The sequence below is a fragment of the Klebsiella sp. YJ genome, assembly GCF_002108615.1.
GTDB classification, from domain to species: Bacteria; Pseudomonadota; Gammaproteobacteria; order Enterobacterales; family Enterobacteriaceae; genus Klebsiella; species Klebsiella planticola.
Window position 1 is genome coordinate 135123 of sequence record NZ_MTEG01000016.1, and the last position, 10591, is coordinate 145713.

Below are 10591 nucleotides of genomic sequence, written 5' to 3' on the forward strand. Positions count from 1 at the left end.
AGAGGCAGCGCATGCTAACGCTATCGCGACTTTTTATTCATCCCGTCAAATCCATGCGTGGAATTGGTCTGACGCACGCGTTTGCCGATATCAGCGGCCTGGCCTTCGATCGCGCCTTTATGGTGACGGAAACCGATGGCACCTTTATTACCGCCCGCCAGTTTCCGCAGATGGTGAAGTTTACGCCATCTCAGCTGTACGACGGTATTCATCTGACGGCGGTAGACGGCAGCAGCGCGGTGGTGCGCTTCAGCGATTTTTCGGCGCAGGAGGAGCCTACCGAGGTATGGGGGAATCACTTCACCGCGCTGATCGCTCCACCATCGGTCAACCAGTGGCTCAGCGGTTTCTTTAACCGCGATGTTCAGCTCCGCTGGTTAGGACCCCGCCTCACCCGGCGGGTGAAGCGCCACGATGCCGTCCCACTCACCTTCGCCGATGGTTTCCCCTATCTGCTGGCTAACGAAGCCTCACTGCGCGATCTGCAAAAACGCTGTCCGGCCAGCGTGCGAATGGAACAGTTTCGCCCTAACCTGGTGGTGACCGGTGCGGCGGCCTGGGAAGAGGATACCTGGAAAGTGATTCGCATCGGTGACGTGGTTTTTGACGTAGCAAAACCCTGCAGCCGCTGCGTGCTGACTACCGTCAGTCCGGAACGGGGGCAAAAGCATCCTTCCGGTGAACCGCTGGCCACGCTGCAGCGGTTCCGCACCGCGCTGAATAGCGGCGATGTCGATTTTGGACAAAACCTGATTGCCCGCAACAGCGGCGTAGTGCGCGTGGGCGATGAAGTGGAAGTGCTGACTCGCGGCCCGGCAAAAGCCTATGGCGCAGGCGAGAGCGACGATACGCCCGCGGTTGTCGCACAGCCGGATGCCGTCATTGAAATTGAATGGCAGGGGCAGCGGTTTAGCGGCAATAATCAGCAGGTATTGCTGGAGCAGCTGGAGCAAAAAGGCATTCGAATCCCCTACTCTTGTCGGGCGGGGATTTGCGGCAGCTGCCGCATCAGACTGGAAGAAGGCGAGGTCAGCCCGTTGAAGAAAAACGCGGTCGCTGACGATGGCACGATTCTGTGCTGTAGCTGTATACCGAAAACGGCCTTACGGCTGGCGCCTTAGCGCGCTTTAAACCGCCTGACCCAGGCTGTAGCTGGTCATACCCTGTGCCGGTTGCAGCCTGTCGTTCATGATTTTAATCACATCCCCCAGCTGCATGACTCGCCCGGCGACCGTCACGCCCGGCTGAGCCAACAGACAGAGCGCGGCATTTTCACCCGGCTCAACCACCAGCAGATTAACCTGCTGTCCGCTATCGCTGAGCCAGGCGCTGGCGGCATCGCCGGTGGCAGGCTGCCAGGAGACTTCATGCGTTGTGAAGTGCCAGCTCTTTGGCATCTGCGGTTTCAGGAAACGAATGGCGACCAGCGCATTGAGAACTAATTCCGCGCGCTGCTCTTTCGATAACTCGATATCGCGACATTTTTCTTCAAAAGAGAAATACAGTGCGGCATCGTCGACACAGAATCCGGAAGGTGAGAAGGCATCGGGCGTCAACATCCGACGCGCAAACCGCGAACGGAACAACATACCATTGGCCAAATCGAGCATCATACGATCGTGCTCTTCATCGTAATACCAACGCCAGTTATCGTCAGGTTTAATTCGCATCGTTCCCCCGTCCTCTTTCCCGTGCATCTCTTATGCAATAGCATCCTGCAACAGAATAATTTCCAAAATTAAGAAAAGACTAAAATGTCTAAATAAGCAACAATGAAGGAATATAAAACAACCAGGGCCGGAAATAAAGCCCTGGGGGGGATCAGAGGAGGAAAAGATTAGATATGGGTAACAATTTCTTTAATCAGCGGAGGGCCTTTAAAAATAAATCCGGAATAAATCTGGACAAGGCTTGCACCGGCGGCGATTTTTTCCCGTGCGGCGATCACCGAGTCAATCCCTCCGACTCCGATAATCGGCAAACGACCGTTTAATTCTGTCGCCAGCATACGGATAATTTCCGTACTCTTTAATTGTAATGGACGACCGCTGAGGCCACCGGTTTCATCACAGAATTTCATTCCCTGGACCAGCGAACGATCGAGAGTAGTATTGGTGGCAATGACCCCATCAATATTATGACGAACTAAACTATCGGCCACCTGGATCAATTCCTCAAGAGAAAGATCCGGGGCGATCTTCACAGCGACTGGGACATATTTCTGATGCTTTTGCTGCAGCTCAAGCTGCTTATTTTTAATACCAGAGAGTAAATCATCCAGGGCATCGCCGTATTGTAAGGTACGCAGCCCTGGGGTATTCGGTGAAGAGATATTAATGGCGATATACCCGGCATACGGATAGACTTTTTCCATACAAATCAGATAATCATCTTTACCCTGCTCAACCGGCGTATCTTTATTCTTACCGATATTAATACCGAGAATACCGTCAAAATGCGCCTTTTTAACGTTCTCAACCAGGTTATCAACGCCGTGGTTATTAAAGCCCATGCGGTTGATCAAACCTTCGGCATCCACCAGACGGAAGATCCTCGGCTTATCGTTCCCCGGCTGCGGACGCGGCGTTACGGTACCAATTTCAATGGAGCCAAAACCCATGGCGCCGAGCGCATCAATGCACTCGCCGTTCTTGTCCAGCCCAGCGGCCAGACCCAGCGGATTTTTAAACGTGAGACCCATGCAGGTGACCGGTTTGGACGGCACCTTCTGACGGACCAGCATTTCCAGCGGCGTACCTGATACGCGACGTAATTGTTGAAAAGTAACTTCATGAGCGCGCTCAGGATCGAGCTGAAAAAGGGCTTTACGAACGAAGGGGTAGTACATGAACTCTCCTGGATTCCCGGTGTGCAAACCGGGGGCGTATTATGTTCGATTGACGCCTGAAAGGGAATTGACCTACGACAAAAAATCTCGCATCCAACGCAAACGTTTACTTTTCGCCCCCGCGTTATGCAATTTCTGACAAAACAAGGGTGGAAAAATCATTTAGGGAAATAAATCGGCTCTGTCACACTGCCAGCAAATGTTATCAATTATAGATAAATGCAAACATTTGGTTATAAGGAGAGAGAAGATGCGTGTCATTACACTTGCGGGCAGTCCGCGTTACCCTTCCCGTTCCAGCGCGCTTCTGGAATATGCCAGAGAGACGCTCTCCGCGGCAGATGTTGAAGTCTGCCACTGGCATTTGCAAAATTTTGCTCCGGAAGACCTGCTGTATGCCCGCTTCGATAACCCGGCATTACATACGCTGAATGAACAGCTGGCAGGCGCCGATGGGCTTATCATCGCTACCCCGGTCTATAAGGCCTCTTTTTCCGGCGCGCTGAAGACGCTGCTCGACCTGCTCCCGGAACGGGCGCTGGAGGGGAAAATCGTCCTGCCGCTGGCCACCGGCGGCACGATCGCCCACATGCTGGCGGTGGATTATGCGCTGAAACCGGTGCTCAACGCCCTGAAAGCGCAGGAGATTCTGCACGGAGTATTCGCCGACGATAGCCAGGTCACCGACTATCAACATAAGCCGCAGTTTACGCCTAATCTGCAGGGACGCCTCGACCTGGCGCTGGAGACCTTCTGGCAGGCGCTGCACCGCCCGACCAGCCGCGCTCCCGCGCTCAAGACCCTCCGCGGGGTGGAACATGCCTAACCTTTTCAGGACCCTCGCGCTGAGCGGGTTGCTGACGCTATCGGCCCTGAGCCATGCGGCACAATCCGCGCCGGACGCGCTGCGCATCGGCTACCAAAAAGGCAGCGTCAGTATGGTGCTGGCTAAAAGCCATCAACTGCTGGAAAAACGCTACCCGAACAGCAAAATCACCTGGGTAGAATTTCCCGCCGGTCCCCAGATGCTTGAAGCGCTAAACGTCGGCAGCATCGATCTGGGCAGTACCGGCGATATCCCACCGATTTTCGCCCAGGCCGCCGGTGCCGATCTGGTTTACGTCGGCGCGGAACCCCCGAAGCCAAAAGCGGAAGTGATTCTGGTCGCGGAAAACAGCCCGATCAAAACCGTCGCTGAACTGAAGGGCCGTAAGGTCGCGTTTCAGAAAGGCTCCAGCTCCCACAACCTGCTGCTAAGGGCATTACAGCAGGCAGGACTAAAATTCAGCGATATTCAGCCCGTTTATCTTGCCCCCGCGGACGCCCGCGCGGCGTTTCAACAGGGCAATGTTGATGCATGGGCTATCTGGGATCCCTACTATTCAGCCGCTCTGCAACAAGCGAGCGCCCGGGTGCTCAAAGACGGAACCGATCTGAAACAAACCGGCTCTTTCTATCTGGCTTCGCGCCCCTATGCAGAAAAGAACGGCGCCTTTATTAGCGGCGTGCTCGACACCTTCAGCCAGGCGGATGCCCTGACGCTGAGCCAACGCCCGCAAAGTATTACCCTGCTGGCCAAAACGATGGGCCTCCCTGAAACGGTGATCGCCAGCTATCTGGATCATCGGCCGCCGACCACCATTACTCCCGTCAGTGCCGAAACCGCCGCCCGGCAGCAGCAAACTGCCGATCTGTTCTACGAGAACAAACTGGTGCCGAAAAAAGTCGACATCCGTACCCGCATCTGGCAACCCGCAACCGCACAAGGAGCGAAATCATGAGTCTGAATATGTTCTGGTTTTTACCGACCCACGGTGATGGTCGCTACCTGGGGACTGAAGAGGGTGCCCGCCCGGTGGATTACGGCTATCTGCAGCAAATTGCGCAAACCGCGGACCGCCTCGGTTTTACCGGCGTCCTGATCCCGACCGGGCGCTCCTGCGAAGATGCGTGGCTGGTTGCCGCTTCGATGATTCCCGTCACCCAGCGCCTGAAATTTCTTGTTGCCCTGCGCCCGAGCGTGACCTCTCCGACTGTCGCCGCCCGCCAGGCCGCTACGCTCGACCGCCTGTCCAACGGTCGGGCGTTGTTTAACCTGGTCACCGGCAGCGATCCGCAGGAGCTCGCCGGTGACGGAGTTTTCCTCGACCATACCGAACGTTACGAAGCCTCTTCTGAATTTACTCATATCTGGCGCCGCCTGATGGAAGGCGAAACCGTGACCTTCAATGGAAAACACCAGCGGGTACGCGGTGCGAAGCTGCTGTTTCCGCCCCTGCAGCAGCCGCGCCCGCCGCTCTACTTTGGCGGATCGTCCGACGTGGCGCAGGATCTCGCCGCCGAGCAGGTCGAACTCTATCTCACCTGGGGAGAGCCCCCGGAGCAGGTGGCGGAAAAAATCGCCCAGGTGCGTGAAAAAGCCGCTCGTCACGGTCGTACGGTCCGTTTCGGTATTCGTCTGCATGTCATTGTCCGGGAAACCAATGAAGAAGCCTGGGAAGCGGCCGAAAGCCTCATCTCGCATCTGGATGACGACACCATTGCCCGGGCGCAGGCCGCCTTTGCCAAAACCGACTCCGTCGGACAGCAGCGGATGGCCGCGTTGCACAACGGACGGCGCGACAAGCTTGAAATCAGCCCTAACCTGTGGGCCGGCGTCGGGCTGGCACGCGGAGGTGCGGGAACCGCTCTGGTCGGCGATGCGGCTACCGTAGCCGAACGCATCAATGAATATGCGGCACTGGGTATCGATAGCTTTATCTTCTCCGGCTATCCGCACCTTGAAGAAGCTTATCGCGTCGGCGAACTGTTGTTCCCGCTGCTGGATGTCAATATCCCGTCGATTCCGCAGCCGCAACCTCTGCACCTGCAGGGCGAGGCGGTGGCCAACGAATTTATCCCGCGCAAAGTCGCACAAAGCTAAGGAGCACATCATGGCTACGTCTGCGCAAAAACTGCTGCTGCGGGTTGCCCCCTGGCTGCTGCCGGTGGGGACCGTCATTATCTGGCAGCTCGCCTCTTCCGTCGGCTGGTTATCCACCCGCATCCTCCCCTCTCCGGAGGGGGTGCTCAAGGCCTTCTGGACGCTTTCCGCCAGCGGCGAACTGTGGCAACACCTGGCCATCAGTTCATGGCGTGCTCTGCTGGGCTTCGCCATCGGCGGTTCCATCGGGCTGGTGCTGGGCCTGATAAGCGGATTGTCGCGTTGGGGAGAGCGTCTGCTGGATACCTCGATTCAGATGCTGCGTAACGTCCCGCATCTGGCGTTGATTCCGCTGGTTATTTTATGGTTCGGCATTGATGAAAGCGCCAAAATCTTCCTCGTCGCGCTGGGGACCATGTTCCCAATCTACATCAACACCTGGCACGGCATTCGCAATATCGATCGCGGACTGGTGGAAATGGCGCGTAGCTATGGCCTGTCCGGCTTCGCCCTGTTCCGTCATGTGATTCTGCCGGGGGCCCTGCCCTCGATAATGGTCGGCATCCGCTTTGCCCTCGGGCTGATGTGGTTAACGCTGATTGTGGCCGAAACCATCTCCGCTAACGCCGGTATTGGCTACCTGGCGATGAATGCGCGGGAGTTTTTACAAACGGATGTAGTGGTGGTCGCCATTATTCTGTATGCCATTCTTGGCAAACTGGCCGACTTCAGCGCGCAGCTGCTGGAACGCGTCTGGCTACGCTGGAACCCGGCTTATCATCTTCAGGAGGCCAACGCATGACTACTGCCCGTCTGAACCCAGGGATCCCGCTGTTGCTTAACGGCGTGACCAAACGCTACGGCGAAAATACCATTCTTAACGCACTGGATTTACATATTCCGACCGGGCAGTTTGTCGCGGTGGTCGGGCGCAGCGGCGGCGGCAAAAGTACCCTGCTGCGTCTGCTGGCCGGGCTCGAAAAACCCAACGCTGGCGAGCTGCTGGCCGGCTCAACGCCGCTGGCACAGGTCCAGGAAGACAGTCGCATGATGTTCCAGGACTCGCGGCTGCTGCCGTGGAAATCGGTGATAGACAACGTCGGTCTTGGACTGAAGGGCCAATGGCGTGATGCCGCCCTGCAGGCGCTGGCCAGCGTTGGCCTGGAAAACCGCGCCGGCGACTGGCCGGCTGCGCTCTCCGGCGGACAAAAACAGCGCGTTGCGCTGGCCCGCGCGCTGATTCATCGTCCTCGCCTGCTGCTTCTCGATGAACCGCTGGGTGCGCTGGATGCGTTAACCCGGCTGGAGATGCAGGATCTGATCGTCTCGCTGTGGGAGGAATACGGTTTTACCGTACTGCTGGTGACGCATGATGTGAGTGAGGCGGTGGCCATGGCTGACCGGGTGCTGTTGATTGAAGAAGGGAAAATTGGCCTCGATGTCGCCGTCGATATTCCACGACCGCGGCGGACCGGATCGGCCAGACTGGCTGAACTGGAAGCCGAGGTGCTGAACAGAGTGATGAAACGCGGTAAGAGCGAATCGGCGCCGCGCTTATTGAGCCACGGTTAAGCCAGCCCGGAGATCGCCCCGGCGGGGCGGTGCCTGCCGGGGCGACGGCCCGAGATTGTGAATAGCCCGGATAAGGCGCATCCGCGCCGTTATCCGGGAGTCCTGCCCCGTTACGCCAGCGCCTTACTGATTTTCTCGAACAGATCCCCAGAGAGATTCTCCAGACCTTTCAACTGCTCCAGCGCCGCGCGCATCAGCGCCTGGCGTTTAGCATCGTAGCGTTTCAGTCGAATCAACGGTTCAATCAACCGGGACGCCACCTGCGGGTTGCGGCTGTTGAGTTCGGTCAGCATCTCCACCATGAACTGATAGCCGCTGCCATCTTCGGCGTGGAATGCCGCCGGGTTACTGCCGGCAAACGCGCCAATCAGCGAGCGTACGCGGTTCGGGTTGTTCATGCTAAACGAGCGGTGATTCAGCAGGCCGCGAACCGTCTCAAGAACATTGTCCGCCGGGCTGGTGGACTGCAGGATAAACCATTTATCCATGACCAGGCCGTCCTGGTGCCATTTGTCGTCATACTCCTGCATCAGGGTATCGCGGCAAGGCAGCTGCGCGGCGACCGCGGCCGACAGTGCAGCCAGCGCGTCGGTCATGTTGTCGGCCTGATGATACTGGGCGACGACCAGCTTATCCGCCAGTTCAACTTCACCAAACGCCAGATAGCGCAGGCAGGTATTGCGCAGTGAACGCTTGCCGATATCGGCGTGTTCCACGCGATAGTTCGCCAGCTTGTTGACGTTGTAAACCGCGAGGAACTCGTCCGCCAGCTCTTTTGCAAGCGTGCGGGTCAACGCTTCGCGAACCGCCGCAATGGCGATCGGGTCGATTATCGCAAACAGCTCAGCGATTTCATTGGCGGAAGGCAACGTCAGAATTTCAGCCGCCAGCGCCGGATCGATCTTCTCATCCAGCAAAATCGCGCGAAACGCATCGGCGACGTGAACCGGCAGCGACAGCGGCTGGCCCTGCTGATGGCGGTTGACGTTCAGCTTGATGTAGGTTGCCAGCAGGCTCTGCGCGGCATCCCAGCGGGAGAAGTCGTTGCGCGCGTGGCGCATCAGGAAGGTGAGCTGCTGGTCGCTCCATTTATATTCCAGCTTCACCGGGGCGGAAAACTCACACAGCAGCGCCGGTACCGGCTGGAAGTAGACGTTGTCGAACACAAAAGTCTGCTCGCTCTGGGTCACATTCAGCACGTGATGCACCGGATGGCCCCCTTTCTGCAGCGGGATCACCTTCCCTTCGTTATCATACAGTTCGATATCGAAAGGAATGTGCAGCGGCTGTTTCTCCGGCTGTTCCGCGGTCGGCGGCGTACGCTGGCTGATGGTCAACGTATACTGCTCGGTTTCCGGATTGTAGTCGTCATGGACGCTCACCACCGGCGTGCCGGACTGGCTGTACCAACGACGGAAATGCGACAGGTCGACGTTAGAGGCATCCTCCATCGCCTGGACAAAATCGTCGCAGGTGGCGGCGCTGCCGTCGTGGCGCTCGAAGTACAGCTGCATCCCTTTCTGGAAATTCTCTTCGCCCAGCAGCGTATGGAGCATGCGGATCACTTCGGCGCCCTTCTCATACACCGTCAGGGTATAGAAGTTATTCATCTCGATAACGCTATCCGGGCGTATCGGATGGGCCATCGGGCTGGCATCCTCAGCGAACTGCAGACCGCGCATGGTGCGCACGTTGTTAATCCGGTTCACCGCGCGCGAACCGAGATCGGAGCTGAACTCCTGATCGCGGAACACGGTCAGCCCTTCTTTCAGGCTCAGCTGGAACCAGTCGCGGCAGGTCACGCGGTTGCCGGTCCAGTTATGAAAGTATTCGTGGCCAATGACGCGTTCAATATCGAGATAATCTTTATCGGTTGCGGTATCGGTACGGGCCAGTACGTATTTGGAGTTAAAGACGTTTAGCCCTTTGTTCTCCATCGCCCCCATATTAAAGAAGTCGACGGCGACAATCATATAGATGTCGAGGTCGTACTCGAGACCAAAACGGGTTTCGTCCCATTTCATCGAGTTCTTCAGCGAGGTCATCGCCCACGGCGCGCGGTCGAGATTGCCGCGGTCAACGAACAGCTCCAGCGCCACTTCACGTCCGGAACGGGTTTTGAAGGTATCGCGCAATACGTCGAAGTCGCCGGCCACCAGCGCAAAGAGATAGCACGGTTTCGGGAACGGATCCTGCCACTGGATCCAGTGACGACCGTTATCCAGCTCGCCCTGCGCCACGCGGTTGCCGTTGGAGAGCAGGAACGGGTATTTCGTTTTGTCGGCGATAATTTTGGTTGTGAAGCGGGCCAGCACATCCGGACGATCCAGGTACCAGGTAATGTGACGGAAACCTTCCGCCTCGCACTGGGTGCACAGGGCTTCGCCAGACTGATAGAGACCTTCCAGGGCCGTATTCGCCGCCGGGCTGATTTCATTGACGATGGTCAGGGTGAAATGTTCCGGTAATCCGCCGATCGCCAGCTGGTTATTTTCTTCTTTATAGTTGCTCCACGGCTGGCCATCCACCTGCAGGGAGACCAACGTCAGGTCTTCGCCATCCAGACGCAACGGCGCATCGGACGCCGCCGCGTGACGGGAGACTTTGCTCTCAGCCGTAACCACGGTTTTCTCGGCATCCAGGTCAAAGGTCAAATCGATATCGCTAATCAGATAATCCGGCGCACGGTAGTCGTGGCGGTATTTGGCTTGGGGCTGTTGTGTCATAAAAAACCTTTAGCATGTTCCATAAAGTGTCAAACCCAGTCTATTCCTGTTGCGTAGATCGCGCTATGCAGAATCTTCATCTTTTCAACGCTAAACACGAAAATTGCTACATATTGATAATATAAGAGCGTAGTTTCTATTAACATCCAAGGTCGCCCAAGAGCGCATTCATAAACAACAGGTTATGGCCTTGATGGATACATGGTTACTAAGTTCGCCCTCGTTCGCCCTCATTTTATGCCCCATGCATGCCCCATTCCTTTTGCGAGCAACTTTCCAGAACCAAACTCCTCAAGTTTAACCACCTCCAAATGCATGGCATCCTGCATCACGTAAAGATGAAATTTAGGTGCGCACCATTTTTCAAGCTTACACCGGCGACTCATCACGCATCAGATCGATGATTGTATGCGTCACCACTCCTCCAACCTCAACGTCGTCGAGAGCCTCTCCCTCGATCGCCTCACCGTCAGCCGTTATAAGCGCCCTTCCCATGAGCTTTGCAAACTCAGCACGCCCGTC

9 protein-coding genes are annotated in these 10591 nt (G+C 56.8%); 6 read left to right on the forward strand and 3 right to left on the reverse strand.

Going from position 1 to position 10591, the window contains the following annotated elements; all coding sequences use genetic code 11:
- The first annotated feature begins 11 nt into the window (after nt 1–11).
- Nucleotides 12–1121, forward strand: coding sequence for a YcbX family protein (locus BV390_RS18025; RefSeq protein ID WP_085397172.1), 1110 nt, complete (start codon nt 12–14; stop codon nt 1119–1121).
- 6 nt (nt 1122–1127) lie between these two features.
- Here BV390_RS18025 and zapC read toward each other — a convergent pair whose 3' ends face one another.
- Together zapC and pyrD are read right to left on the reverse strand one after the other, a co-directional pair.
- Nucleotides 1128–1670 carry a cell division protein ZapC gene (zapC, locus tag BV390_RS18030; protein ID WP_004860132.1) on the reverse strand — a complete coding sequence of 181 codons (543 nt, stop codon included), beginning with the start codon at nt 1668–1670 and terminating at the stop codon, nt 1128–1130.
- A gap of 167 nt (nt 1671–1837) precedes the next feature.
- Complete coding sequence (gene pyrD / locus BV390_RS18035; RefSeq protein WP_004860131.1) at nt 1838–2848, reverse strand: quinone-dependent dihydroorotate dehydrogenase; 1011 nt, start codon at nt 2846–2848, stop codon at nt 1838–1840.
- 250 nt (nt 2849–3098) lie between these two features.
- Here pyrD and ssuE point away from each other — a divergent pair, with 250 nt between their 5' ends.
- Genes ssuE through ssuB form a run of 5 tightly spaced genes read left to right on the forward strand, consistent with a single transcriptional unit; the run spans nt 3099 to nt 7343 of the window.
- Nucleotides 3099–3674: an NADPH-dependent FMN reductase gene (gene ssuE, locus BV390_RS18040; RefSeq protein ID WP_004860128.1), complete on the forward strand. Its 576-nt coding sequence runs from the start codon at nt 3099–3101 to the stop codon at nt 3672–3674.
- Entirely contained in the window at nt 3667–4629 is a 963-nt protein-coding gene (locus BV390_RS18045; RefSeq protein WP_032688505.1) for a sulfonate ABC transporter substrate-binding protein, read from the forward strand. The genes ssuE and BV390_RS18045 overlap by 8 nt, the downstream gene beginning before the upstream one ends.
- A complete protein-coding gene (gene ssuD / locus BV390_RS18050) occupies nt 4626–5771 on the forward strand; it encodes an FMNH2-dependent alkanesulfonate monooxygenase (protein ID WP_049267184.1) in 1146 nt (381 codons plus the stop codon). The genes BV390_RS18045 and ssuD overlap by 4 nt, the downstream gene beginning before the upstream one ends.
- Nucleotides 5772–5781: 10 nt before the next feature.
- The gene (gene ssuC, locus BV390_RS18055; RefSeq protein WP_004860122.1) at nt 5782–6573 is read left to right on the forward strand and encodes an aliphatic sulfonate ABC transporter permease SsuC; all 792 of its coding nucleotides are present in this window, start codon (nt 5782–5784) and stop codon (nt 6571–6573) included.
- Nucleotides 6570–7343, forward strand: a complete 774-nt coding sequence (gene ssuB, locus BV390_RS18060) for an aliphatic sulfonates ABC transporter ATP-binding protein (RefSeq protein WP_032688507.1) — start codon at nt 6570–6572, stop codon at nt 7341–7343. Before ssuC ends, ssuB begins: the two co-directional genes overlap by 4 nt.
- Nucleotides 7344–7453: 110 nt before the next feature.
- Here the strand turns inward: ssuB and pepN are convergent, their stop codons facing one another.
- Complete coding sequence (pepN, locus tag BV390_RS18065; protein WP_064385521.1) at nt 7454–10069, reverse strand: aminopeptidase N; 2616 nt, start codon at nt 10067–10069, stop codon at nt 7454–7456.
- Between the last annotated feature and the right edge of the window lie 522 nt (nt 10070–10591).

What these genes read in the sequence shown, in the direction of transcription:
- BV390_RS18025 (WP_085397172.1), top strand. Translation starts at nt 12, where the DNA reads ATGCTAACGCTATCGCGACTTTTTATTCATCCCGTCAAATCCATGCGT.
- zapC (WP_004860132.1), bottom strand. Translation starts at nt 1,670, where the DNA reads ATGCGAATTAAACCTGACGATAACTGGCGTTGGTATTACGATGAAGAG.
- pyrD (WP_004860131.1), bottom strand. Translation starts at nt 2,848, where the DNA reads ATGTACTACCCCTTCGTTCGTAAAGCCCTTTTTCAGCTCGATCCTGAG.
- ssuE (WP_004860128.1), top strand. Translation starts at nt 3,099, where the DNA reads ATGCGTGTCATTACACTTGCGGGCAGTCCGCGTTACCCTTCCCGTTCC.
- BV390_RS18045 (WP_032688505.1), top strand. Translation starts at nt 3,667, where the DNA reads ATGCCTAACCTTTTCAGGACCCTCGCGCTGAGCGGGTTGCTGACGCTA.
- ssuD (WP_049267184.1), top strand. Translation starts at nt 4,626, where the DNA reads ATGAGTCTGAATATGTTCTGGTTTTTACCGACCCACGGTGATGGTCGC.
- ssuC (WP_004860122.1), top strand. Translation starts at nt 5,782, where the DNA reads ATGGCTACGTCTGCGCAAAAACTGCTGCTGCGGGTTGCCCCCTGGCTG.
- ssuB (WP_032688507.1), top strand. Translation starts at nt 6,570, where the DNA reads ATGACTACTGCCCGTCTGAACCCAGGGATCCCGCTGTTGCTTAACGGC.
- pepN (WP_064385521.1), bottom strand. Translation starts at nt 10,069, where the DNA reads ATGACACAACAGCCCCAAGCCAAATACCGCCACGACTACCGTGCGCCG.